Below are 26,475 nucleotides of genomic sequence, written 5' to 3'. Positions count from 1 at the left end.
GAGAAAAATCATGATGCGCAACTTGCCAATTACTTGGGCCGCCCTGAGTGTTGCACTTGCCAGCGTTGCAACGTGGACCATCTGCCAGAGCGAGGCCTTGGGCAGCGGCGCGCTGCTGTTCGTGCACTGATTTTTCAGCAGTTCAAAAAAAATCCCGCCCGAAGGCAGGATCAAGTACGACGTCTTACCGGTATCTCAACAGCTTACGCAGCAATCGCGACTGGCACATCCGCAGTCTCTTCTTCCGCCGGTGTGCGCATCAGGTGATCGAAGGCTGAAAGCGAAGCCTTGGCACCCTCACCCACTGCAATCACAATCTGCTTGAACGGCACCGTTGTCACGTCGCCGGCAGCAAACACGCCTGGCAATGAGGTCTGGCCACGGGCATCGACTTCGATTTCGCCATGCCGCGACAGGGCCAGCGTGCCTTTCAGCCATTCGGTATTCGGGATCAGGCCGATCTGCACGAACACGCCTTCCAGGTCGATTTTGTGCGACTCGCCAGAAACCCGATCGTTGTAGGTCATGCCGCTGACTTTCTGGCCATCGCCGAGAATCTCGGTGGTTTGCGCCGAGGTGATCACGGTGACGTTTTTCAGGCTGTGCAACTTGCGCACCAGCACCGCATCAGCGCGCAGTTCCGCGCCGAATTCCACCAGCGTCACATGTCCCACCAGGCCAGCCAGGTCGATCGCCGCTTCCACGCCAGAGTTGCCGCCGCCGATAACCGACACGCGCTTGCCCTTGAACAGCGGACCGTCGCAGTGCGGGCAATAGGCTACCCCGTGGTTACGGTATTCCTGTTCACCCGGCACATTGATTTCGCGCCAGCGGGCGCCGGTTGCCAGGATCACTGTCTTGCTTTTCAGCACGGCACCGGTCTCCGTCGTAATCTCGATCAATTTACCTGGCGTCAGCTTACTGGCGCGCTGGGTATTCATGATGTCGACTTCGTATTGCTTGACGTGCTCTTCCAGGGCGACCGCGAATTTCGGGCCGTCGGTTTCCTTCATGGATACGAAGTTCTCGATGGCCAGCGTATCGAGCACCTGGCCGCCGAAACGGTCGGCCAGCACGCCGGTACGGATACCTTTACGGGCGGCATAAATTGCCGCTGCCGCACCGGCCGGACCGCCGCCAACGATGAGCACATCGAAGACATCTTTCTGCGACAACAGTTCGGCTTTGCGGGCGCCGGCGCCGGTGTCGAGTTTGGCGAGAATTTCTTCCACGCCGGTGCGGCCCTGGCCAAAGTGTTCGCCGTTGAGGAACATCATCGGCACAGCCATGATCTGGCGCGCTTCGACTTCGGCCGGGAACACGCCGCCATCGATCGTCGTGACCTTGATGCGCGGGTTGATGATGGACATCGAGTTAAGTGCCTGCACGACTTCCGGGCAGTTGTGGCACGACAGCGAAATAAAGGTCTCGAAGGCGTAGTCGCCGTCGAGGTTGCGGATCTGTTCAATCGTCGCTTCGTCAAACTTGATCGGGTGGCCACCGACTTGCAGCAGCGCCAGCACCAGCGAGGTGAACTCGTGGCCCAGCGGGATGCCGGCGAAACGCACGCCGACATCGGAATTCGGGCGGTTGATCGAGAACGATGGCTTGCGCTCATTGTCGTCGTAGCGCTCAACCAGGGTAATTTTGTCGCTTAGCGGAATGATCTCCTGGAGCAAGGAGTGCATTTCACGCGATTTAGGCGAATCATCGAGCGATGCAACGATCTCAATCGGTTGCACCACTTTTTGCAAATAAGCTTGCAACTGTTGCTTGAGGGTTGCGTCCAGCATGATGGGTCTTCCTTTACTGTATTCGATTCAATTGCCGGGCCACACGGCCCGGCATGCAATGCACTTACTAATTACTTAGATCTTGCCAACCAGGTCCAGCGATGGGGTCAAGGTTGCAGCGCCTTCGGTCCACTTGGCTGGGCACACTTCGCCTGGGTGGGCAGCGACGTACTGGGCAGCTTTGACTTTGCGCATCAGTTCCGAAGCGTCACGGCCAATACCGTTGTCATGCACTTCCATCAGCTTGATCTGGCCTTCTGGATTGATCACGAAGGTACCGCGCAGTGCCATGCCTTCTTCTTCGATCATGACTTCGAAGTTACGGGCCAGAATGCCGGTTGGGTCGCCGATCAACGGGTAGTTGACCTTTTTGATGGCGTCCGACGTGTCGTGCCATGCTTTGTGCGCGAAGTGGCTGTCGGTCGAAACGCCGTACACGTTCACGCCCATTTTGGCGAATTCTGGCTGGAAGTCGGCCAGGTCTTCGAGTTCGGTTGGGCAGACGAAGGTGAAGTCGGCTGGGTAGAACATGACAACCGACCACGAACCGATGAAGTTCTCTTCAGTCAGATCGATGAATTTGCCAGCGTGGTAAGCGGTGGCTTTGAATGGCTTGACGGTGGAATTGATAAGGGACATGTAATCTCCTGGGTGGTGGTTGGAACTGCAATGAAGGCTAGTGTAGCCGGCTTGGATGAAATTGGGAAATTGATTGAACGGATAAGTTCGATTGATTTTGACTATAACGCAGAGCTGACGCGACCATGCGCGGCCGCCTGGCTCAGGCGGCGGAGGTGATGGCGGGCGAGTCCGCAGCGGTCAGCTTGTCGTTGCAGGGCAGTACCAATGTAAAAGTGGAACCCTTGCCCACCTCGCTGGCCACGGTCAGCTTGCCGCCGTGCGATGCCGCCAGCTGGCGCGAGATGTACAAGCCCAGGCCCAGGCCCTTCAACTCGCCCGTCGCCACGCCGCGCTCGAACGGCTCGAAGATGCGTTCCATGTCGGCCGGGTCGATCCCGCGGCCCTGGTCGCGCACGTCGATGCGCACCGCCGCATCCAGTTCGTGAATGCTCACTTCCACCGGACGCCCGTTGCCGTAGCGCAGCGCATTGGTCAACAGGTTGACGATCACCTGTTCGATGCGGAACTCGTCCCAGCGTCCCTGTACCGGCGTATGCGGCAACAAGGTGACCGTGCTGCCGGTAGCGCCCGCGTGCAAGGACAAATCGGCAACCACCCGTTCCAGCAATTCCACCAGCTCGACCTGGACGGGACGGATCGACAAGGTACCGCTGCGCATGCGCGACACGTCCAGCATGTCATCGATGAGGCGGATCATGGCCTTGATCTGGCGCTCGTCGCGCTTGACCATGCCGCTCATTTGCTCCTGGCCGAAGGCCGCCATATTGCCGCGCTTGACGTGCAGCGTGCGCATCTGGGTTTCCAGGAACAGGGTATTGAGGGGCGTGCGCAGTTCGTGCGCCACCAGCGACATGAATTCGTCGCGCATGTGCAGCGAGCGTTGCAGTTCGAGCTGGGTATCGCCCAGCTCGCGCAGCAGCACTTCCTGCTCGCGCCGGCTGCGTTCCAGCGCCGCCATTTGGAGTTGGGTCTCGCGCCGCTGCTGGTCGAGTGCAACGAACACATTGACCTTGCCGCGCACCGCGTCCGGGTCCAGCGGCTTGTACAGGAAATCGACAGCGCCGGTTTCGTAGCCCTTGAAAGCGTAATTGAGCTCGCGCCCGGCGGCGCTGACGAAGACGATCGGGATATTCCGGGTGCGCTCGGTACTGCGCATCAGTTCAGCCAGCTCAAAACCATCCATGCCAGGCATCTGCACGTCGAGGATGGCCAGCGCGAATTCGTGTTCGAGCAACAGCGCCAGCGCTTCATCGCCGGAACTGGCCTGGATCACCTGGCGCTGTTCTCCGCGAATCAATGCCTCCAGGGCACGCAGGTTTTGCGGCAAATCGTCCACGATCAGCAACTTGCTTGGTTTATCGCTCATGACTTCTCCAACAGGGGGAACAACGCACCGATCTGGACCAGCGGCAGAATCAGGTCGGGTGGACTACGTTTGATGGCGGATTCAGGCATGGTACTGGCCTGTGCCTCCGCCGGATCTTGCACGACGGTCAAGCCGCCGCGCTGGTGCACGCGCGCCATGCCGGCCGCGCCATCGGCGTTGGCGCCGGTCAGCAAGATGGCCGCGAGGCCGGGGCCATACGCGTCGGCCGCCGACTCGAGCAGCACGTCGATGGCTGGACGGGCAAAGTGCACCGGCGCCTCGCAGCTGAGCGAAAACGCGTGGTCGCGCTCGATCGACAGGTGGTAGCCGGACGGCGCGAAATACACCGCGCCTCCTGCCACCGGCAATTTGTCGTGCGCCTCCTTCACCGGCGCAACCAGGCGCGCGTCGAACAATTCGGCCAGGCGACTGTCACGGTCGCCTGGCACGTGCAGGATGCAAATCACTGGCAAACTGAAGCGCGGTGGCAGCTGCGGCAACAATTTGAGGAGCGCGTCAACGCCGCCGGCGCTGCCGGCAATGATCAGGACCTCGGGGTGGTAGCCCGCCAGTACCGATGCGATCTCGGCAGCAGTTTTCATGGTGCAGCACTCACTGTTCGTATTTCACCGGCATATCACTGCGCGCTTTTGCGGTACACGCGCTCACGCCGCGCCACCACGTCAAAGCGCGACGCGTAGCTGGAAAACTCGAGGCTTTCCTTGGTGCCCAGTCCGAGAAAACCACGGTGGCACAGCGAATCGTGAAACAGGCCAAGCACGCGATCTTGCAGGCGTTTATTAAAATAAATCATGACGTTGCGGCAGCTTACCAGATGCGTCTCGGCAAACACACTGTCGGTCGACAGGCTGTGATCAGCGAAAGTCACATTCTCGGTCAGGAAGCGGTCGAACAAGGCGCCATCGTAGGCCGCCGTGTAGTAATCGGAGAACGCCCGCTTGCCGCCCGCCTTCTGGTAGTTCTCGGTGTACAGGCGCATCTTGTCGAGGTTGAAGACGCCACGCCGCGCCGCGTCGAGGGACGTCTGGTTGATGTCGGTGGCGTAGATCAAGGTACGCTCAAGCAGCCCCTCTTCATGCAGCATGATGGCCATCGAATACACTTCCTCGCCCGTGCTGCAGCCCGCCACCCAGACCTTGAGCGAGGGATAGGTTTCCAGCAGCGGCACCACCTGGCTGCGCAGCGCCGCGAAGTACTCGGGGTCGCGGAACATCTCGGTGACGGGAATCGTCAGGTACTGCAACAGCTGCGCAAAGGCGGTCGGTTCGTGCATGACGCGCGATTGCAACGCCGATACGGTGGCGCATTTCATTTCCGCCAAAGCATGCAATACCCTGCGCTTTTGCGAGGCGCCCGTGTAATCGCGAAAGTCGTAGTTGTACTTGAGGTAGACCGCTTCGATCAGCATCCTCAGTTCAATGTCGACATCGTGATGGTGTTGATCGCTCAAATGCGCTCCAGGTTCGGCATCCAGACACGCAACAGCGAGTAAAGGCGCGTCAGGTCAATCGGCTTGGCCAGGTAATCGTTGGCACCTGCCGCGAGACACTGTTCCTGGTCATCTTTCATCGCCTTGGCGGTGATGGCGATGATGGGCAGGCGGTTGAAGCGGCCATCGGCGCGAATACGGCGCGTCGCTTCCAGTCCATCCATGCCGGGCATCATCACGTCCATCAACACCAGGTCGATTGCGTCCACTTCATCGAGGCGCGCGATGGCTTCGAAACCATTGCGCCCCACCACAATCTTGGCGCCACGCTGCTCCAGTGCGGCGGTCAAGGCAAACACATTGCGCACATCGTCGTCGACCAGCAAGATCGTGCGCCCGTCGAACACGCGGTCGCGCCCCCGCACAGTTTTGAGCATGGTCTGGCGCTCGGACGACAGTTGTGACTCAACCTTATGCAGGAACAAGGTCACTTCGTCGAGCAAGCGCTCCGGCGAACGCGCGCCCTTGATGATGATCGAGCGCGAGTACTTCAACAGATCCGCTTCTTCGTCGCGCGTGAGGTTGCGACCGGTGTAGACGATCACGGGCGGGAACGAGCAGATCTCTTCGTGAGACATCCGTTGCAGCAGTTCGTTGCCCATCATGTCCGGCAGTTTGAGGTCAATCACCATACAGTCGAATATTTCGCTCGCCAGCAGCTTGAGCGCTTCGCCGCCGGTGCCGACCGCGGAAATTTCCACGTCGGCGTCAGCAATCAGCGCCATCACGCTTTCGCGCTGGCGCTCATCGTCTTCCACCAGCAGCACGCGCTTGATCTTTTGCGCTGATTTTTCTTCCAGCTTGCGGAACACCGCTTCAAGGTCGGCGCGTGACGCCGGCTTCAGCGCGTAGCCGATGGCGCCCAGGTGCAAGGCTTCGCCGGCATTGTCGGCCGACGACACCACGTGCACGGGAATATGGCGCGTCTCCGGGCTGTCTTTGAGCAACTGCAACACGGACAGGCCGGAGCGATCCGGCAGGCGCATGTCGAGCAGGATCGCGTCGGGCGTGTGGGTGCTTGCCAGCTCCAGGCCTTCGCCGGCGGTCAGGGCTACCAGGCAGCGGTACTTGAGGTCGTGCGCCAGGTCGTACAGGATGTGCGCGAACGCCGCTTCATCTTCGATCACCAGCACCGTGCGCTGGCCGGCGGACAGCTTGTTGCGGTCGTCCGGGAACGACACGTGCGCCTGCTCCTTGGTGGCCGGCGCCGCGCTCGCCTGGACTGGCGCCGCAGGGGCGCGCGCGCGCGGCGCCGGCACCGGCGCCGGCACTGGCGGCGTGGTCGCACCGGTATCGATATTCGCCGGCAAGGTCAAGGTGAACACGCTACCCTCGCCTGGCGTACTGCTCACCTCCACGGAACCGCCCAGCAGCGCTGTCAGATCGCGCGAAATCGACAGGCCCAGGCCGGTGCCGCCGAAGCGGCGGCTGGTGGTGCCGTCGGCCTGGTGGAAGGCATCGAAAATCTTATCTTGCTGATCGGGTGCGATACCGATGCCCGAATCGCGCACGGCGAAGCGGATCCAGTCGCCGTCAACGGTCGACACCGTCAGGCTGACCGCACCCGTCTCGGTGAATTTGACGGCATTCGACAACAGGTTTTTGAGTACCTGCTCGAGGCGCTGGCGATCGGTGTTGATCGTCAACGGCACATTCGCGTCCACTGTGGCGGTGAACGTCAACTGCTTCTGCTTGGCCATCGGTCCGAAGGTGTGGCCCAGGTTTTCGACCACGCGGCGCAGCGGCAAATCTTCCACCACCAGCTCCAGCTTGCCGGCCTCGACCTTGGAGATATCGAGGATGTCGTTGATCAGGTGCAGCAAATCATTGCCGGCCGAATAAATGGTCTGGGCAAAGCGGATTTGCTCGTCGTTCAGGTTGCCGCTGCTATTGTCGGCCAGCAATTTGGCCAGAATCAGCGAGCTGTTCAACGGTGTGCGCAGCTCGTGCGACATGTTCGCCAGGAATTCGGACTTGTAGCGGCTTGAGCGTTCCAGTTCCACCGCGCGCTGGCGCAGCAGTTCCTGGGCTTCGGTCAGCGCCGCATTCTTGGTGTCGAGATTGAGCGCCTGTTCGGCCAGCTGGTCGTTGGTCTGCTCCAGTTCGGCTTGCTGGTTTTCCAGGCTCGACTGCGACGCTTCCAGCGCGCGCGATTGCTCTTCCAGCTCTTCGTTGGCGGTGCGCAGCTCTTCCTGCTGAACCTGCAATTCTTCATTCAGAGCCTGGGTTTCCGACAGCACTTCCTGGAGTTTCTGGCGATACTGCGCGGCATTCACCGAGGCGCCCACCGCTTCACCGATCAACGTCACAAATTCGCGGTCGCGCGCGCGGATGCTGTGCAGGAAGCCGATTTCGACCACGCCGTTGACCTTGCCTTCATGGCTGAACGGCGCGATCAACACGTTGCGTGGCGCGCTCTGCCCCAGGCCGGAGTTGATCTTGATGTAATCGGGCGGCACGTCAGCCAGGGTGATGACGCGGTTTTCCTGCGCCGCCTGGCCGACCAGCGATTCGGCGCCGCGGAACGACATGCCGCTCGGTTCGTCCGGCGGGAAACCGTAAGTGCCGCTGCGGCGCAGCGCGCCCTGCTCGTCGCGGATATACATCGCGCCCACCGAGGCTTCCAGGTAGCGCGCAACATAGTCGAGTACGGCCTCGGACAGGGGCCGCGCCGTATTGTGACCGGCGCTGCGGGTCGACAATTCGGATTGCCCCGTGCGCAGCCACGCCTGGTGACCGAGGAACGCATTGTGCTCTTCCTGCCGGGCCAGCGCTTCCGAGTACGAATTCGACAGGCGCAGCAGTTCGCGCCGGCCGAACAGGGCCAGCAAGCCACCCACGATCAGGCTGAACAGCATGTACAGTCCTACCGACCAGCCGGTCACAACGCGCGACGACTCGTTGCGTTGCTGGAGCAGGCCGCGCTCGACTTCCAGGAAGCCTTGGAACTGACGCCGCATTTCGTCGGTCAGCACCTTGCCGCGACCGCTCTTGACCAGCTCGACATAATCGCGCTTGTCACGGCGGCGCTGGATCATTTCATCGGCGAACCTGGCCCATTCCTGATGTGCGGCACGCGCCTTGACGACCCGCTCGACCTGATTCGGGTTGTCTGACACCAATTGCTCGAGCGCGGTCATTTCACGTTCAATGCGCGGACGCGCCACCAGGTAGGGCGCGAGGAAGTTCTCGTCGTCGGTGATCAGGTAGCCGCGCAAGCCGGTCTCCATGTCCGACGACAGCTTACTCACTTCGGTCGCATTGCCGATCACCTTTTCCGAGTGCTCCACCCAGTTCAGGACGCTGATCAGATAAACAATGATGCCAACGAACACCAGTGCGCTCATGACCCCCACCACCAGAGGCAGGGCGACATTGCGCGTCAGAATACGTTGGAACTGCGTTTGGTCGATGGATTTCCCGGGCATGCGATCGATTCTTGATGAGAAAAATAGTTCGAGTGTAACGCAAATATCCGCCCCGCCCGGCTCAAACGTGTCAGGCGGCGCGCTTTGCCTTCACATTTGATTTGCTTGGAGCAACATGCGCTGGCAAATACGGCTGCAGGTACGGTGCCGTCCGGCTTTCCGTGCTGTCGGCCACTACCCGTGGCGGCCCCTGCGCCACCACTGTACCGCCCAGATCGCCCGCCCCCGGGCCGATGTCGATGACCCAGTCACAGGCCGCTACCACGCGCATGGTGTGCTCGACCACAATCACCGTGTTACCGGCCTCGACCAGGCGATCGAGCTGCAGCACCAGGCGGTCGACGTCGGACGGATGCAGCCCGGTGGTCGGTTCGTCGAGGATATACAGCATGTTGCCGCGGCTGGCGCGCTGCAGTTCGGTGGCCAACTTGATGCGCTGGGCCTCGCCGCCGGACAGCTCGGTGGCCGGCTGGCCCAGGCGCAGATAACCGAGTCCAACTTCGCGCAGTGTTTCCAGCGCGCGTGCGACCAGCGCTTCACCGGCAAAGAAATCGAAGGCGGCGTCGACTGTCAGCGCCAGCACCTCGGCGATGTTCTTCTCCTGATAGGTCACTTCCAGGGTCTGGGCGTTGTAGCGGGCGCCGCCGCAGGTGGGGCACGGCGCGTACACGCTCGGCAGGAACAGCAGCTCGACCATGACGGAGCCTTCGCCGAGGCAGTGTTCGCAGCGGCCCTTGGCGACATTGAAGGAAAAGCGCCCGGCGTCGTAGCGCCGCGCCTTGGCCATCTTGGTGGCCGCGAACAGCTTGCGCACCTGGTCGAACAGGCCGGTGTAGGTGGCCAGGTTCGAGCGCGGTGTGCGGCCGATTGGACGCTGGTCGACCCGCACCAGGCGGCGCACGCCGTCCAGGCCCGAGACGATGCGTCCCTCGGTGGCGATGGTCGCTTCCTGCTCAAGGTCGTCCACTTCCTCGGCTTCCGGCGCCGGGCCGGCCTGGCCCAGGCCCTGGCTGACCAGGTCGACCAGCACCTGGCTGACCAGGCTCGACTTGCCGGAGCCGGACACACCCACCACGCTGGTCAACACGCCCAGCGGGAAAGCGACCGCCATCTGCTTCAGATTGTTGCGCGTGACGCCGTCGAGTTTCAGCCAGCCGGTGGGCGTGCGCGGCGTGCGCTCTGCCGGCGGCGCCACGTCGAACAGGTAGCGCCGCGTCTGCGAGGCGGCGACCTTGCGCAAGCCTTCCGGCTCGCCACTATATAAAATGTCGCCGCCCTGCTCGCCAGCGGCCGGGCCGACGTCGACAATCCAGTCGGCGTGGCGGATCACGTCGATGGCATGTTCGACGACGAACAGCGAATTGCCGGACGCCTTCAATTGCGCCAGCGCGGTCAACAGCGCTTCGGTATCGGCCGGGTGCAGGCCAGCCGACGGTTCATCGAGCACGTACACCACGCCGAACAGGTTCGAGCGCACCTGTGTTGCCAGGCGCAGGCGCTGGAGTTCGCCAGGAGACAAGGTCGGGGTGCTGCGCTCGAGCGCCAGGTAGCCCAGGCCCAGGTCGAGCAGCACCTGCAGGCGCGCCACCAGGTCGGCGGCGATGCGCTGGGTGACGATCACCTGTTCCGGATGCGCTTTTGCATGGGCAGCGTCGATGCGGGCCGTGCCGTCGGCGTACGGCGCGAGCAGCGCCGCCAGGCTGGCCAGCGGCAGGCGCGCGATGTCGGCGATATCGAGGCCGGCAAAGGTCACTGACAGCGCCTCCTGGCGCAGCAGTTTGCCGTGACATAACGGGCATTCCGTGCTGACCATATAGCGCGCCACACGCTTTTTCATCGATGCACTTTCGGTGTTGGCGAAGGTCTGCATCACGTAGCGGCGCGCGCCGCTGAAGGTGCCCTGGTAGCTCGGTGTTTCCTTGCGTTTCAGGGCGCGCTTCGTCTCTTCGGGCGTCAGGCCGCCGTACACCGGGACGGTGGGCGTTTCATCGGTCCACAGGATCCAGTCGCGGTCCTTTTTCGGCAAATCGCGCCATGGCGTATCGACGTCATAGCCCAGCGTGACGAGGATATCGCGCAGGTTCTGACCGTGCCAGGCCGGCGGCCAGGCGGCCACTGCCCGCTCGCGGATGGTGAGCGTATCGTCCGGTACCAGCGACTGCTCGGTTACCTGGTAGACGCGCCCCAGCCCCGAGCATTCGGGACAGGCGCCCTCCGGCGTGTTGGGCGAAAACCCTTCTGCGTAAATGATGTCCTGGCCCTTTGGATAGACGCCGGCGCGGGAGTACAGCATGCGCACCGAGTTGGCCAGCGTGCTGACGCTGCCCACCGACGAGCGGGTGGTGGCTGCGCCGCGTTGCTGCTGCAGCGCGACGGCCGGCGGCAAGCCGTCGATCTGGTCGACATCGGGCACCGCCATCTGGTGAAACAGCCGACGCGCGTAGGGCGACACCGATTCGAGGTAACGCCGCTGCGCCTCCGCATACAGCGTGCCGAACGCCAGCGACGATTTGCCGGAGCCGGACACGCCGGTGAACACCACCAGCGCATCGCGCGGGATCTCGAGGCTGACATTTTTAAGATTGTGCTCGCGCGCGCCGCGCACGCGCACGAAGCCTGGCTTATTACTGATGGAATTGCGCATGCCTGGCCCGCGATTGATTTCTGATGCCGGTATTACAACAAAGCTGCCGAACGGTTACTGTGCGGTGACACACGCTGATCCATGAATAGCGCATGGCGGTGCAGTACCGAACCGACTGACGCCAGGCCAGCGCGCATAGTGGTTGCATGCTCGACATCGAGTTCACGCAGTTTCATTAGAAAGAAAAACATGACATTCAATAACGCCGTCGTCTGGCTCGACCACACCAAAGCCCAAATCATCCACTTCGATAAAGATGCATCGGAATCGGAAGCGCTGAAAACGCATTCGACCCATCCGCACCCGAAGCAGAACCACGCCGATACGCACGCCAACGAAGACGACAACACCGCCTTTTACAATGACATCGCCGGCGCATTGAGCAATGCCCAGCAAATCCTGGTGGTCGGCCCAGCCCAGGAAAAGACCGCCTTCGTCAAATACCTGAGCGCCAAGGTACCGGCTGTCGCCGACAATATCAAGGCGGTCGAAACGGTCGATCATCCGTCGGACGGCCAGTTGCTGACCTACGCACGGCGCCATTTCACCAGCGCGGGCGGGCTGAAGTAAGCAGTAAAGTAAGCAGGTAAGCGTTTCCATCACGCGCCTGGCGCAGGATAGGCCTATTGCAGGCCGGCCTCTCCCGGCAATGCCTGCCCCAACTGCCACGCCTGCGCCACGGCAAGCGCTTGCGCTTGCTCCGGCAGCGCCAGCTTTGCCGCCATGGCGCGCGCGCGTGCCTGTACCGAGGGTGCTCCCGGGCTGCTGCCGATAAAGCGCTGGGTCAGCAGCACATAGGTGTAGGCCAGGCGCAGGTTGGGCGGCGTGTCCAGGCCTTTTTCGTGGACGCTGGCCAGGCTGGATAAAGCACCCGGTGCGCCGGCCAGTGCTGCTTGCCGGTACAGCGCCATCGCGCGCGGCATGTCGCGCGGCACGCCGAATCCCGTCTCGTAGGCATCGCCATAATTATTCACGGCGTCCAGGTTACCCTGGGCCGCTGCGGCGCGTACCCAGCGTACAAAAGCGACGGCATCGACCGGCGTCCCGCGCCCGTACCTGTAACACGCCGCCAGGCGCAACTGGGCATCCGCGTCGCCATCTTCCGCCGCCAGACGCATAGCATCGAAGGCTGCCGGCTCGTCGTTTTCTACATTCGCCAACGCAGCACTGAATGCCAGCATGCGCGCGGCGCCCGCTTTCTGCTGCGCGCGGGCGTACCACGTCCGGCCCAGTGCCAGGTCGGCTGGCTGGCCAATGCCGCGCATGGCGGCGTATCCCATGGTGCGCATGGCCGCGCCATTGCCCGCTTCGGCAAGGCCGCGCACCATGCCGATGGCGCTGCGCTGGTCATCAGCGCTGCCTTGCATGAGCAGGCGCGCCAGCACCGCATAGCCATCGTCATTCCCGCTGCCGATGGCGCGCTGCGCCCAATAGCGTGCCAGCGCGTCGTTGCGCGCTACGCCGACACCGTTCAGGTAGCGAAAAGCTTGCCTGCCCTGCGCGTCCTTCAAATCCAGTTCGGCGGCCTGGCGCTCGAGTTCGGCTGCGCTGTCCGCGGCCGGTGGCGCCAAGGTGCCGCTTCGGTACAGTTGACTCAAATACAGCATGGCATGGGGAGAATCCAGCCACACGGCCTGGTCGAGCAAGGCGCGCGCCTTGTCTTTGTCTGCCTGTGGATCGGACCAGGCCAACTTGGCCAGTTCGGCCAGCGCGACCCCCGCGCCTGCCTTTGCAGCGGGCTCGAGCAGCTGGCGCGCTGCGTTGGCATCGCGCGGCACGCCCCACCCTTCCGCAAGCATAACGCCAAGCCAGGCCTGGGCGTCCACATCGCCGCGCTGCGCCGCCTTGCGCCAGGCTGCAGCCGCCTCGGCAAATTTTCCAGCGTTGAGTAAAAGGGCGCCAGCGAGCAGATCGGGATCCCGGCTCAGCTGCGCGGGCCGCTCCAGGCCCGCCAGCACGCATGGCAGCGTGCCGCGGATGCCGTCGATGCGATACCAGCGCCAGGCCTGGGCCGCGCCCGCACTGTCGCGGCTGGCCAGGCGGCGCACACCGATGTGAAACCAGGCATCGTTGAGCGCCAGCGCGCGCGCGTCGGGCCCATACCCGTCGATTGACTTGAACAGTGCAGTGTCGCTCAGCGCGCCACGCTGCCACGCCAGCAGCGGCGCCGGCCATGGGTCGTTGACCGGCCCGAGCAGCGCTTTCTTCAAGCCGGCCGGCAAGGCCTTGCCGGCCCGCACATGCAGCGATACCGCCAGCGCGACATCATTCGCAGCCAGGGTGCCGCTGGCCCGTGCGGCAGCGATGTACGCGATGGCGTCATCCAGCGCGTCGTCGTGCTGGCCGGCATACCAGCGCGCCCAGCTCGCGTCGAGACGCAAGCGGTCGTCCGCAGCGAGGCCGTCGTTGAAAAACCACAGCAGGGCGCTGGCCGCCTCGCCACGCTGCATGACCAGTCGTCCCATGCAGGCGCTGACGCCAGGCTGCGCGCGCTGGTGGAATTGATCGACCTGGACCGTTATTGCGGCACGTTCTTCTTCCGTTTGCAGATGCCATGTCGCAAAACCCTTGCGCAAGTAGTCGCACAGGGCATCCACATCCGCTTGCGCAATCTGCTCTTCCGTTTTTTGACTGCGGACCGTCCGTATCGCCTGCAGCTGCTGCTCGGCTACCCGGTTACGCATGGACAAAGCGCGCAACCCATCGCTCGCCGCGTCAGTGGCCACTGTGCTGGCATTGTCCTGGGCCGCAGCAATCGCGGAAAGGTGCAGCGCCAGCAGCATTGCCGGCACCAGAATGGAAAAACGCATGGCAGTGGCCTGATGAGAAGTGACAGCTTGGTTGGCCGAACAACGCGCGATGCGAAGTTGCCGTGATTCTAAGGCAACAGTTACCGATTATCACTATTTTTTGGTGACACCAGGTGCGCACATGCCGCGGCAAAGCGCGCGCCATCGTCGAACCGTCCCGCGACGCCGCGGCATTGCGCGTGCAAGCCGGGCCCGTTCAGCAAGGTTTGCAATGTCGCGGCCAGCCGGGCCGGCGTGACGCGGGTGGCATCGAGCCGTGCCCCAACGCCCAGCGCCTTGACCCGCTCGGCATTGTCGAACTGGTCGTGCGACAAGGGGATGATCAACTGCGGCGTGCCGGCGCGCAGCGCCTCGGCGGTGGTGCCGATGCCGCCATGGTGCATCAGGGCGGCCGCGTGCGGCAGCAAGGCGCGCAGCGGCACGTAGTCCTGGCGCAGGATCGCAAGCGGTAAATCGGCCGGCACCTGGCCGGCATGCGGCGTCAGAAAAATGGCGCGCCGTTGCAGCTGCAAGGTGGCGTCGCGCGCCGCCGCGAAATAGGCGCTTGCCTGGCGGTTGCCGGTGCCATGCGTAAAGACCAGCGGCGCTGGCCCGGCGGCCAGGAAGGCCTGCAACTCGCTCGATAGCGCTGCAGTGGGATGCGGATCGTACAGCGCGAAATCGGCTTGCAGCAGCCGCTGCGGCCAGTCCGGCTGCGGCGCGGCGAACCACGCGGGGAACAGCAGCAGGGTCAGGTCGGGCACGCGCGCCATATGCAGCAGCAGGCCGGGCACGGCCGACAAGCCGTGCCGCGCCCGTGCGGCATTGATACCCGGCAGCGCGACCGGATCGAGCACGAATTTGCTCACCGCGCGCCACAGCAGGCGGCGCGCGCTGTGCGGCACCCAGGCCGGCATGCGGTGCGGCCCCACCATCAGCGGGTCGTACACGGTCGGCAGATTCTGGGGCGCCAGCAGCGCACTGACCACCGTCACGCCGGCGCGGGCGGCGCGGATCAGGTCGGCTTCGGCCAGCAGCAGCGGATGGGCGATGATCAGGCTGCGCGGGCCGGTCAACAGTGGCGTGACCAGCTTGTGCACCTGCGCAGCGGCCGGCCGCGTTGCGCGCCAGACCACGCCGAAGCCGCGGATCGCGTGCCACAAATCGGGGTCGTCGAGCACCGCTTCGTCGATATCGAGGCCGTGAAACGCCAGGCCTGCCTGCTCGACATACGGCTGGTGCAGCCAGGGCGCGACAAAGCTGACCCGGTGGCCCAGGTCACGCAGCACCGTGCCGATGCGCAGGAAGGGAAACAGGTCGCCGGCCGACCCGATCGTGAGGAGAACAACATCGACCGGTTCGCCCGTCATGGCGATTTAGAGGAAGCGATCCAGGATGCGGCGGCTGTTCTTGTCGATCGTGAACATGTCGCGGATCAGGAACTGGATGCCGTGGTTGTCGGCGATGATCAGCGCGGTCTCGCCGATGCGGCGGATGTCTTCCTCGCCCTTCAAGGTGAACTCGGTGTCGCCGCGGTCGGTTTTTACCGCCCAGGTACAGGGTGTCGCAAAGCTGCTGACGTCCACGATGGACGAAATGACCGGCATGAATTCGCGACCATCCAGTTCATCCTGCACCAGGGTGCGCAAGTGCGCGGGCAAGGTCGCCATGTCGTCGATCCAGGCCACTTCCTTGCCGCCGTCGCGCACCAGCGAGATGCCCTGATTCGGCGACTGGATCGGGAAGGCGCGCACCGGCACCACGCCGAGGTGTTCTTCGCCGTCGGCGCCTGTCAGGATGAGCTTGCCGAAACTGTCGCGGCGCAAATTGAATTCTGTCGTCGCCATCTCAATGGTCCTTATCGTCGAGGTCGGTGTCCACGTTGCGCGCCTGCGCTTCGTAGAGCCGGAAATAAGCGCCCTGACGCGCCATCAGGTCGTCGTGGCTACCCTCTTCCACCACCACGCCGCGGTCGAGCACGACCAGGCGGTCGGCGCGGTGCAGCGTCGACAGGCGGTGGGCGATGGCGATGGTTGTGCGGCCCTGCACCAGGTTGTCGAGCGCCTTCTGGATTTCTTTCTCGGTTTCCGAATCGACCGACGAGGTCGCTTCGTCCATGATCAGGATCGGCGGATCGATCAGCAGAGCGCGCGCAATCGAAATGCGCTGACGCTCGCCGCCCGACAAGCCCTGGCCCCGTTCACCGACCATCGAATCGTAACCCTGCGGCAGGCGCAGGATGAATTCGTGCGCGTGCGCGGCCCTGGCCGACGCGATGATTTCCTCGCGCGTTGCACCCGGCTTGCCGTAGGCGATATTTTCGGCAATCGTACCGAAAAACAGGAACGGCTCCTGCAACACCAGGCCGATATTGCGGCGGTAATCGGAAATGGCGAACTGGCGGATATCAACGCCATCGAGCAGGATCGCGCCTTCGGCCACGTCATAGAAGCGGCAGATCAGATTGACCAGCGTGCTCTTGCCGGAGCCGCTGTGGCCGACCAGGCCGACCATCTCGCCGGCCTTGATGTTGAGCGAAATGCCGCGGTTGACGGCGCGGTTGCCATATCGGAAACCCACTTCGCGCAGCTCGATATGGCCTTCGATCTTGTCGAGTTTGACCGGGTGCACGGGTTCCGGCACGCTCGACACGTGGTCGAGGATATCGAAAATGCGCTTCGCCGCCGAAGCCGATTTTTGCGTGACCGAGACGATCCGGCTCATCGAATCGAGGCGACCATAAAAGCGGCCACTGTAGGCAATGAACGACGACAGCACGCCCAGCGTGATCTCGCCGCGCGAAATCTGCCAGATGCCAAAGCACCAGATCACCAGGATGCCAAGCTCGGTCAGGAACGAGACGGTCGGCGAAAACAGCGACCAGACAGCATTCAATTTGTCGTTCACGGCCAGATTGTGCTTGTTCGCTTCGCGGAAGCGCACCGCTTCGCGCTTTTCCTGCGCAAACGCCTTCACGACACGGATGCCGGGAATGGTATCGGCCAGGACGTTGGTCACCTCGCCCCAGACGCGGTCGATTTTTTCAAAGCCGGTGCGCAGACGGTCGCGCACCAGGTGGATCATCCAGGCGATGAACGGCAGCGGCAGCAGCGTGACCACGGCCAGCCACGGATTGAGTGAAAACAGGATCGCGCCGGTCATGATGATCATCAGCACGTCGGAGGCGAAATCGAGCAGGTGCAGAGACAGGAACACGCAGATGCGGTCGCTGCCGCTGCCGATGCGCGACATCAGGTCGCCCGTGCGCTTGCCGCCAAAAAATTCGAGCGACAGTTTCAGCAGGTGTTCATAGGTTTCGGCGCGCAGGTCGGCGCCCATCCGTTCGGACACCAGCGCCAGCACATAGGTGCGGCCCCAGCCCAGCAACCAGGCCAGCAAGGCCGCGCCCAGCAGGCCGCTCATGTAATACACCACCAGCATCGGGTCGATCTTCTGGCCGGTCTGGTACGGGACCAACACGTTATCGGTCAGCGGGATGATCAGGTAAGGCGGAATCATGTGCGCGGCGGTACTGCCCAGCATCAGCAGGAAACCCAGCAACAACTGGCCCTGGTAGGGCCTGGCGAAGCGCCACAGGCGAAACAGGGTCCACGTCGACGGCGGCGTGTACAGCACCTTGGTGCAGACCGGGCACTCTTCGTCGTCGGCTTCGAGCGGGCCCTTGCAGCTCGGGCAGGTGAGCGCTTCCGGTGCGACGATGGGGCGGCCACTGACGACGCTGTCGCGCTGTTCAACAAAACTGCCCTGCACGCGAATCGCATCGAGGTTCTGGCCCAGCGTAAAGCGCCATTCGGCCAGCAAGCCATTTTCATCGAGCAGTTCGAGGTGGCCGACGCCGGCGTGGTCGTGGTGACGCAGCTCGAGGCCCGCGCGGTAGGACCAGTCCTGCCACTTGGTTTCACCCGGCGCCAGCGTCAGCAAACGGCGACTGGTGACGACCAGAATGCCTTTTCTGAAACGTAATTTTGTATCGAGGTCAACCACAACGCTACTTAAAACGTTTTCCCCAGGGAAAAGATTTTTCTCGACATCATTGTGCCACTGCTCCGGCAACGACATGGCTGCAAGCGTAAGGGCAACAGGGGAAGAAAGTGGCTGATTCGTCATTAATACGGGCTTTTGAGAGGCGATGGCAGGCTGGAAAAGAACGAGGTAGAAGGTGCAGTGACGCGGGGTGAGACTGGCAGAAATCAGTACGACACGGTAAGCTTCGTCCCGGCAAGTATACAACATGTGCGCTCGTGGTTCGCCGGTTTCCGGTACTGTAGTAAATATGCAGTTCATATAGGTAATGCTACTCATGCGCAATGGCGCTGATAGCAAGAAAATGATTACATGACAATTAAGAACGACATCACGTTCCTCCGGGTGACACATTTGCGCGGCCCGAACATCTGGACCTACCGCCCGGTCATCGAAGTGTGGCTTGACCTTGGCGAACTGGAAGAATGTCCATCCGACACCCTGCCCGGTTTCACCGAACGCCTGACCAGCCTGCTGCCGGGGCTGATCGAGCATCGCTGCGGCGTGGGCGAGCGCGGCGGCTTCATCGAACGCCTGCACAGCGGCACCTGGGCCGGGCACATCCTCGAGCACATCGTGCTCGAACTGCAAAACCTGGCTGGCATGCGCACCGGTTTCGGCAAGACCCGCTCGGTGGGCGAGCATGGCATCTATAAAATGGCGTTCCGCACCCGCGATGGCGTGGTCGGGCGCGCAGCGCTCGAAACCGGCCGCAAGCTGCTGATGGCCGCCATCAACGACACGCCGTTCGACCTGGCGGGCGCAGTCGACACGCTCAAGGAACTGGTCGACGACCACTGCCTCGGCCCCTCCACGGCGCACATCGTGGAAGCGGCCACAGAGCGGTCGATCCCTTCCTTGCGTCTGAACGACGGCAACCTGGTGCAGCTTGGCCACGGCGCCGCCCAGCGCCGCATCTGGACCGCCGAGACCGACCGCACCGGCGCGATTGCCGAGAGCATCGCCAGCGACAAGGATCTGACCAAGTCACTGCTGTCCGCGTGCGGCCTGCCGGTGCCGGAAGGCGCCCTGGTGCGCAGCGCCGAAGCAGCGTGGGAAGAAGCACAGGATATCGGCCTGCCGGTGGTCGTCAAGCCATACGACGGCAACCATGGCCGCGGCGTGTCGCTCAATCTGTCGACCCAGGCCGATATCGAAGCGGCCTACCACCTGGCCGCGCGCAAGGGCGACAGTTCGGCCGTGCTGGTTGAACGCTTCGTTACCGGCGACGAACACCGCCTGCTGGTGGTGGGTAAAAAACTGGTGGCAGCTGCACGCGGCGAATCGCTGTGGATCGTCGGCGACGGCGAGCACAACGTCATCGCCTTGTGCGACCGCCAGATCAACATCGACCCGCGCCGCGGCGTGACCGAAGACGCACCGCTGAACGCGATCGTGCCGCAGGACAGCGCCGAAATCATCCTCGACCTGAAGCGCCAGAACCTGACGCCGGAATCGGTGCCGGCCGCCGGCCAGAAGGTGCTGATCCAGTTGAACGGGAATGTCGCCACCGACGTCACCGACCTGGTGCACCCGTCGATCGCCGCTGCCGCCACGCTGGCCGCGCGCATCGTGGGCCTGGACATCGCCGGCATCGACCTGGTGGCCGAAGACATCACGCGCCCCCTGGAAGAGCAGCGCGGCGCCTTCATCGAAGTCAATGCCAGCCCTGGCCTGCTGGCCCATTTGAAGCCGGCCCACGGCGAGCCGCGCCCGATCGGCACCGCCATCATCGCGCATCTGTTCGCACCGAACGAGAGCGGGCGCATTCCGATCGTCGGCGTCACCGGTACGCGCGGCGCCAGCGTGGTTGCCCGTTTGACGGGCTGCCTGCTGCATCTGGGCGGGCGCCACATCGGCGTGGCCAATGCCGACGGTTTGTATCTCGACAGCCGCCGCGTGTCGAACGCGAACAGCGTGCGCTTCGATGCCGGCCAGCGCCTGCTGATCAACCGCACCATCGAAGCGGCCGTGTTCGAGTCGAACGCGCGCGCCATCCTCACCGAAGGCCTGCCCTACGATAAATGCCAGGTCGGCATCGTCACCGACATGGACGGCGTCGACGACCTCGCCGAGTTTTACCTGCGCGACGTCGACGACCTCGCGCGCGTTGTGCGCAGCCAGGTCGACGTGGTGCTGCCCGATGGCGTGGCGGTACTCAACGCCGCCGATGCAGCGGTGGCCGAACTGGCCGAACTGTGCGACGGCAGCGTGATTTTCTATGCCGCCGACGAGCACCTCGGCGTCATGGCGAGCCACCGCGCCGCCGGCGAACGGATTGCGTTCGTGCGCGCCGGCGCCATCGTGCTGGCGCACGGCGAGGACGAAACCATCGTCATCGAACTGGCGCGTTTGATGCCGAATGTATCAGACGATGTCGGCAGCGTGCTGGCGGCCACCGCCGCCGCCTGGTCGCTGGGCGTGCCGGCGGACCTGCTCAGCGCCGGTCTGCGCACCTTCGACGCCAGCGTCAAGCGCTCGGGTTAAAGCTCACTACATTGGTCCGGCACCGTGCCGGGCCACCAGGAAGGATTGAAGTTACATGCAAGTATCTCGCGTACGCGCCCTGCGGGGCCCCAATCTGTGGAGCCACCACACCTCGATCGAAGCGATCGTGGTCATCACGCCCGATGAAGAATCGGTTGGCGCCATGACTGGCTTCGAGACGCGCCTGCGCGCCTTGTTCCCGCAACTGTCGCCACTCCAGCCCACCGGCCACAACGACACCGTCCCGCTGACCCACGTGCTGGAACTGGCGGCGCTCGACCTGCAGGCGCAAGCCGGCTGTCCGGTCACCTTCAGCCGCACCACCAGAACCGTTGAAGCCGGCACCTACCAGGTCGTGTTTGCATATTCGGAAGAAGCGGTCGGCAGGTTGGCCCTGGACCTCGCCATGGCGCTGGTGCAGGCCGCAGTCGAGCACAGCGCATTCGACCTCGATGGCGCGCTGGCGCAGCTGCGCGAGCTCGATGAAGAAGTGCGGCTGGGGCCCTCGACCGGCTCGATCGTGGCGGCCGCCGTGGCGCGAAACATCCCGTTCCGGCGCCTGACCGACGGCAGCCTGGTCATGTTCGGCTGGGGCAGCAAGCAGCGCCGCATCCAGGCCGCCGAAGTCGATTCGACCGGTGCGATTGCCGAAACCATCGCCCAGGACAAGGAACTGACCAAGCGTCTGCTGGACGCCGCCGGCGTGCCGGTGCCGCTGGGCCGGGCCGTAGCAGACCCGGACGACGCCTGGGCCGTGGCGCTGGAAATCGGCCTGCCGGTGGTTCTGAAACCGAAGGACGGCAACCAGGGCAAGGGCGTGACCGTCAACATCACCTCGCGCGAACAGCTCGACGCGGCCTACGCGGCGGCCATCGAGTTCCGCGACGATATCCTGGTCGAGCGCTACCTGCCAGGCAACGATTTCCGCCTGCTGGTGGTCGGCAACAAGCTGGTGGCAGCGGCGCGCCGCGATCCGCCGCAGGTGATTGGCGACGGCGTGCACACGGTGCGTGAACTGGTCGACACGGTCAACCTCGATCCACGCCGCGGCAATGGCCATTCGACCTCGCTGACCAAGATCCGCTTCGACGACATCGCGCTGGGCAGCCTGGCGAAACAGGGCCTGGTGGCCGAATCGGTGCCAAACAAGGGCCAGCGCGTCATCCTGCGCAACAACGCGAACCTGTCGACTGGCGGCGCCGCCACCGACGTCACCGACGACGTGCATCCGGAAGTGGCGGCGCGCGCCATCGCGGCCGCGCAAATGATCGGCCTCGATATCTGTGGCGTCGACCTGGTGTGCGACAGCGTGCTGCACCCGATCGAAGAACTGGGCGGCGGCATCGTCGAAGTCAATGCCGCGCCGGGTCTGCGGATGCATTTGTCCCCCTCCTTCGGCAAGGGCCGCGCGGTTGGCGAAGCGATCGTCGGCACCCTGTTCGCCGACGGCGACGATGGCCGCATCCCGGTGGTCGCCGTCACCGGCACGAATGGTAAAACCACGACGGTGCGTCTGATCGCGCATCTGCTCACCGCCTCCGGTCTGCGCACCGGCATGACCAACACCGACGGCGTGTATATCGAAGGCCGCCGCATCGACAGCGGCGACTGCGCCGGTCCAAGAAGTGCCCGCAATGTGCTGTTGCATCCGGACGTCGACGCGGCCGTGTTCGAAACCGCGCGCGGCGGCCTGCTGCGCGAAGGCCTCGCCTTCGACCGCTGCCAGGTGGCGGTGGTCACCAACCTCGGCGCCGGCGATCACCTGGGCATGAACTTCATCACCACGCTGGACGACCTCGCGGTGCTGAAGCGCGTGATCGTGCAGAACGTGGCCGACAGCGGTGTGGCGGTGCTCAATGCCGCCGATCCGACGGTGGCGGCAATGGCCGACAACGCGCGCGGCTCGGTCACCTTCTTTGCGCTCGACGTCAGCCATCCGGTGATGTCGATGCACCGCGCCAAGGGCGGCCGGGTCGTGTATGTGGACGATCTCGAGATCGTCTGCGTGCAGGGCAAGCACGAACACCGCTTCGCGCTGGACGGCGTACCGATCACGAGGAATGGCGCAATCGGCTTCCAGGTCGAGAACGTGATGGCGTCGGTGGCGGCTGCCTGGGGTGTGGGTATCTCGTGGGACGCGATTCGCCTGGGCCTGAAAACCTTTGTCGGCGAGAGCGACAATGCGCCGGGCCGCTTCAATGTATTCGACTACCGCGGCGCGACCGTGATTGCCGACTACGGCCACAATCCGGATGCAATTTCGGCGCTGGTGCACGCGGTGGAATCGATGCCCGGCCTGCGCCGTTCGGTGGTGATCAGTGGCGCGGGCGACCGCCGCGATGATGACATCCGCCAGCAAACGCAAATCCTGGGCGCGGCGTTCGACGACGTGATGCTGTACCAGGACCAGTGCCAGCGCGGCCGTGCCGATGGCGAGGTCATCGCCCTGCTGCGCGACGGCCTGCAAGGCGCCAAACGCACCAGCCATGTCGAAGAGATTCAGGGTGAATTCGTCGCCATCGACATCGCGCTGGCCAAGCTGGGCAAAGGCGATTTGTGCCTGATCCTGATCGACCAGGTCGATGAAGCGCTGGCGCATATCGCCAGCCGGATCGCACAAGGGTAAGTCAACAGTGGGAGCCGGTACGACGCTGTTTCAAACTTAAAATCTGGAACCGTCTACCGGCGCAGTTCGGGTGGCCGCGCCGGCAAGCATCACGCCTCACGCTACGCCGCCACCGCCTTCTTCTTGCGCCAGAACCACAGTCCCAACAATCCCAAGCAGGAACGCCAACTCCCGGTCGAACGAATTTCCGGCGCCGAGGTCTGCTGCGCCATTCGGCGTTCCATAAAGTAATTATTTATATAAAAAAATTACTTGCATAAAATTCAATATTAGCGCGTGGACAGGATGTAAAAACCACCGACACCGAAAATGCAGACGCCAATATGGCGCGCGCCATATGCATCGAAAAAAACTTGCTCTTTGCAAGTGCATCACCACTTGTCAGCAATGATGAAACGTAAGCTCAACTGGAAGACGCCGCTCTTCTTCTGCTTGTTACCGATCTTTTTGATCATGATCTTCCTCGGCTTTCCCCTGCCGCTGGCCCCGCCACCAGCCAGCAAGCCCGTCCAGGAAATCTCCGTCCAGGAACAAAAGCGCAAACGCAAACGCCTCGACCGCATCGACCTTTAGCCACAGATCAATTGCAAAAAAAGTAGGGTCAGTGTCGAATTATTGAGCAATTGACCAGCAATCAATTGCATATTAATTCGACACTGACCCTCATTTTCGAGCATTTAATTTTAGGCAATTAGGGTCAGAGTCGAATTATTGAGCAACTTCTTGAATGAAAGTTGCAAAACAATTTGACTCTGACCCTACTTTTTGTGAACTTGATTTTGGGCTAGTGTTAGTTGGTGAAGAGTTCGGCGCGGGTGACGGTGGCGGTGCCGAGTTTGCCGACGACGATGCCGCCCGCCCGGTTCGCCGTGGCCAGCGCTTCGGCCAGGGTGGCGCCGGCGCCCAGCATGGCGGCCAGGGTGGCGATGACGGTGTCGCCGGCGCCAGAGACGTCAAACACTTCGCGCGCATCGGCGTGCATGTGCAGCACTTCCGTGGCGGTGTAAAGGCTCATGCCCTCTTCCGAGCGCGTCAGCAACAAGGCGTCGAGCTCGAGCTCGGCGCGCAAGGCCTGCGCCTTGGCAGTCAACTGTTCTTCGCTGGACCAGCTGCCGACCACGCGCTTCAGTTCGGATTTGTTCGGCGTGAGCAAGGTCGCGCCCTTGTACGGCGTGAAATCGTCACCCTTCGGATCGACCAGCACCAGCTTGCCGGCCGCACGGGCGGCGGCGATCATTTCGGCGACGTTCACCAGGCTGCCCTTGTTGTAGTCGGACAGGATGATGACGTCGTAGTCGGCCAGCAGCGCCTTGTACTGCGTCAGCTTGTCACGCAGGACCACTTCCGTTGGCGCATCCTCGAAATCGATGCGCACCATCTGCTGCTGACGCCCGATCACGCGCAGCTTGATGATGGTAGAAATTGCGGCGTCGCTTTTCAGGTAGCTGTGAATCGATGAATCGGCCAGCAGCCGCGCCACCGATTCGCCGGCTTCATCGGCGCCAACCACGCCCAGCAGCGCGCAATGGGCGCCCAGGGCGGCCGCGTTGCGCGCCACGTTGGCCGCGCCGCCCAGGCGCTCTTCGCGCCGCTCGATGCGCACCACCGGTACCGGCGCTTCCGGCGAGATGCGGCTCACTTCGCCGAACCAGTAGCGGTCCAGCATGACATCACCGACTACCAACAGGCGCACGGCCTCCAGGGCAGGTGCGGCCGCGCCGCGGTAGTCGTCGGCCAGCAACAGGCGGCTGGCGGGCTGCGTCGTGCCCGTCATGCTTCCACCTTGGTCAGGACCGAACGGCCGATGCCGTGGTATTCGATGCCGTGCTCAGCCATCTGGCCCGGTTCGAACAGGTTGCGGCCATCGAAAATGACCGGCGTCTTCAAGGCGGCCTTGATGCGCTCGAAGTCCGGGCTGCGGAAGGCTTTCCATTCGGTGATGATGAGCAGCGCGTCGGCTTGCGCCAGCGTGTCGAGCGGACTGGCGCCGAAGCGTACCCTGGCCAGTTGTTCCGGCGTCAGATCGAGCGCCAGCACGCGCCGTGCCTCGTCCATCGCCACCGGGTCGTACACGGCGACGCTGGCGCCACGCTCGATCAGTTCACGCAGCACGACGCGGCTGGGCGCTGCGCGCATGTCGTCCGTGTTCGGCTTGAAGGCCAGGCCCCAGATGGCGAAATGGCGTCCCGTCAAGTCCGCGCCGAAGCGCGCCACGACCTTTTTGCCGAGTACCTGTTTCTGGCGCTCGTTGACAGCCTCCACGGCGCGCAGGATCAACAAATCCTGGTCGTACTGGCGCGCAGTGCGCTCGAGCGCCTGCACGTCTTTCGGGAAACACGAACCGCCGTAACCGGCGCCGGCGTAAAGAAAACTGTGGCCGATGCGCGGATCGGAGCCGATGCCGTGGCGTACTGCCTCGATGTCGACGCCGACCTGGTCGGCCAGCAGCGACAATTCGTTCATGAACGAGATGCGCGTGGCCAGCATGGCATTGGCCGCGTACTTGGTAAATTCCGCCGAGCGCACATCCATCCAGTAGACGCGCTCGTGGTTGCGGTTGAACGGCGCATACAACAGCTTCATCACCTCGCGCGCGCGCTGGCCGTAGTCGCCCGCGTCGTGGCCGATGACGATGCGGTCCGGCCGCATGAAGTCTTCGACGGCCGCGCCTTCTTTCAAAAATTCCGGATTCGACACCACCGAGAACGTGGCATCCGCGTTACGTTCGGCGATTTCGTGCGCCAGCGCCGCCGTGACGCGCTCGGCAGTCCCCACCGGCACGGTCGACTTGTCGACGATGACCTTAAAGCCGGTCATGTGCTTGCCAATATTGCGCGCGGCCGCCAGCACGTACTGCAGGTCGGCCGAGCCGTCTTCATCGGGCGGCGTGCCGACGGCGATGAATTGCAGCGCGCCGTGCGCCACGCTGGCGGCCACGTCGGTGGAAAACTGCAGGCGGCCGGCGGCGACGTTGCGCGCGACCACTTCTTCCAGGCCCGGCTCGTGGATCGGGATGCCGCCGGCGTTGAGCATGGCGATTTTCTTTGCATCGACGTCCAGGCAAAACACGTCGTTGCCCAATTCGGCGAGGCAGGCGCCGGTCACGAGGCCAACATAGCCGGTGCCGATAATGGTGATTTTCATAG

17 protein-coding genes are annotated in these 26,475 nt (G+C 63.3%); 4 read left to right on the top strand and 13 right to left on the bottom strand.

Annotation, left to right across the window (positions count from 1 at the left end):
* Window positions 1-203 precede the first annotated feature (203 nt).
* The 7 genes from ahpF to V6M87_RS02640 all read right to left on the bottom strand — a co-directional run bounded on the left by ahpF (window position 204) and on the right by V6M87_RS02640 (window position 11,383).
* The gene (gene ahpF / locus V6M87_RS02670; protein WP_332848180.1) at window positions 204-1,793 is read right to left on the bottom strand and encodes an alkyl hydroperoxide reductase subunit F; all 1,590 of its coding nucleotides are present in this window, start codon (window positions 1,791-1,793) and stop codon (window positions 204-206) included.
* A 75-nt stretch (window positions 1,794-1,868) separates the two neighbouring features.
* A complete protein-coding gene (gene ahpC / locus V6M87_RS02665; protein WP_332848179.1) occupies window positions 1,869-2,432 on the bottom strand; it encodes an alkyl hydroperoxide reductase subunit C in 564 nt (187 codons plus the stop codon).
* A gap of 142 nt (window positions 2,433-2,574) precedes the next feature.
* Window positions 2,575-3,801, bottom strand: coding sequence for a hybrid sensor histidine kinase/response regulator (locus V6M87_RS02660; protein ID WP_332848178.1), 1,227 nt, complete (start codon window positions 3,799-3,801; stop codon window positions 2,575-2,577).
* A complete protein-coding gene (locus tag V6M87_RS02655) occupies window positions 3,798-4,403 on the bottom strand; it encodes a chemotaxis protein CheB (protein WP_332848177.1) in 606 nt (201 codons plus the stop codon). The genes V6M87_RS02660 and V6M87_RS02655 overlap by 4 nt, the downstream gene beginning before the upstream one ends.
* A gap of 35 nt (window positions 4,404-4,438) precedes the next feature.
* The gene (locus V6M87_RS02650) at window positions 4,439-5,230 is read right to left on the bottom strand and encodes a CheR family methyltransferase (protein ID WP_332848321.1); all 792 of its coding nucleotides are present in this window, start codon (window positions 5,228-5,230) and stop codon (window positions 4,439-4,441) included.
* 38 nt (window positions 5,231-5,268) lie between these two features.
* Entirely contained in the window at window positions 5,269-8,739 is a 3,471-nt protein-coding gene (locus tag V6M87_RS02645) for a response regulator (protein WP_332848176.1), read from the bottom strand.
* A gap of 70 nt (window positions 8,740-8,809) precedes the next feature.
* On the bottom strand, window positions 8,810-11,383 hold the full coding sequence (locus tag V6M87_RS02640; RefSeq protein WP_332848175.1) for an excinuclease ABC subunit UvrA: 2,574 nt from the start codon (window positions 11,381-11,383) through the stop codon (window positions 8,810-8,812).
* 189 nt (window positions 11,384-11,572) lie between these two features.
* Between V6M87_RS02640 and V6M87_RS02635 the strand changes: the two genes are divergently transcribed.
* Entirely contained in the window at window positions 11,573-11,953 is a 381-nt protein-coding gene (locus V6M87_RS02635) for a translational machinery protein (RefSeq protein ID WP_332848174.1), read from the top strand.
* Window positions 11,954-12,006: 53 nt separating this feature from the next.
* Here V6M87_RS02635 and V6M87_RS02630 read toward each other — a convergent pair whose 3' ends face one another.
* From V6M87_RS02630 to V6M87_RS02615, 4 genes are all read right to left on the bottom strand, one after another.
* Entirely contained in the window at window positions 12,007-14,193 is a 2,187-nt protein-coding gene (locus V6M87_RS02630) for a tetratricopeptide repeat protein (RefSeq protein ID WP_332848173.1), read from the bottom strand.
* A gap of 80 nt (window positions 14,194-14,273) precedes the next feature.
* A complete protein-coding gene (locus V6M87_RS02625) occupies window positions 14,274-15,542 on the bottom strand; it encodes a glycosyltransferase (RefSeq protein ID WP_332848172.1) in 1,269 nt (422 codons plus the stop codon).
* Between the two features lie 6 nt (window positions 15,543-15,548).
* Complete coding sequence (locus V6M87_RS02620; RefSeq protein WP_332848171.1) at window positions 15,549-16,019, bottom strand: cyanophycin metabolism-associated DUF1854 family protein; 471 nt, start codon at window positions 16,017-16,019, stop codon at window positions 15,549-15,551.
* Between the two features lies 1 nt (window position 16,020).
* Entirely contained in the window at window positions 16,021-18,300 is a 2,280-nt protein-coding gene (locus V6M87_RS02615) for a cyanophycin metabolism-associated ABC transporter (protein WP_442920542.1), read from the bottom strand.
* A gap of 228 nt (window positions 18,301-18,528) precedes the next feature.
* Between V6M87_RS02615 and V6M87_RS02610 the strand changes: the two genes are divergently transcribed.
* From V6M87_RS02610 to V6M87_RS02600, 3 genes are all read left to right on the top strand, one after another.
* The gene (locus tag V6M87_RS02610; RefSeq protein ID WP_332848169.1) at window positions 18,529-20,703 is read left to right on the top strand and encodes a cyanophycin synthetase; all 2,175 of its coding nucleotides are present in this window, start codon (window positions 18,529-18,531) and stop codon (window positions 20,701-20,703) included.
* Window positions 20,704-20,758: 55 nt separating this feature from the next.
* Window positions 20,759-23,329, top strand: coding sequence for a cyanophycin synthetase (gene cphA, locus V6M87_RS02605; protein WP_332848168.1), 2,571 nt, complete (start codon window positions 20,759-20,761; stop codon window positions 23,327-23,329).
* 390 nt (window positions 23,330-23,719) lie between these two features.
* Window positions 23,720-23,902, top strand: coding sequence for a hypothetical protein (locus V6M87_RS02600; RefSeq protein ID WP_332848167.1), 183 nt, complete (start codon window positions 23,720-23,722; stop codon window positions 23,900-23,902).
* 217 nt (window positions 23,903-24,119) lie between these two features.
* Here the strand turns inward: V6M87_RS02600 and rfaE1 are convergent, their stop codons facing one another.
* Window positions 24,120-25,103, bottom strand: a complete 984-nt coding sequence (gene rfaE1 / locus V6M87_RS02595) for a D-glycero-beta-D-manno-heptose-7-phosphate kinase (RefSeq protein WP_332848166.1) — start codon at window positions 25,101-25,103, stop codon at window positions 24,120-24,122.
* Window positions 25,100-26,473 carry a UDP-glucose dehydrogenase family protein gene (locus V6M87_RS02590; protein ID WP_332848165.1) on the bottom strand — a complete coding sequence of 458 codons (1,374 nt, stop codon included), beginning with the start codon at window positions 26,471-26,473 and terminating at the stop codon, window positions 25,100-25,102. Before V6M87_RS02590 ends, rfaE1 begins: the two co-directional genes overlap by 4 nt.
* Between the last annotated feature and the right edge of the window lie 2 nt (window positions 26,474-26,475).

Source organism: Massilia sp. S19_KUP03_FR1 (genome assembly GCF_036688685.1).
Taxonomy (GTDB): Bacteria; Pseudomonadota; Gammaproteobacteria; order Burkholderiales; family Burkholderiaceae_D; genus JALYUM01.
Note: the sequence above shows the minus strand (reverse complement) of the source record. Positions and strands in the feature narration are given on the sequence as shown.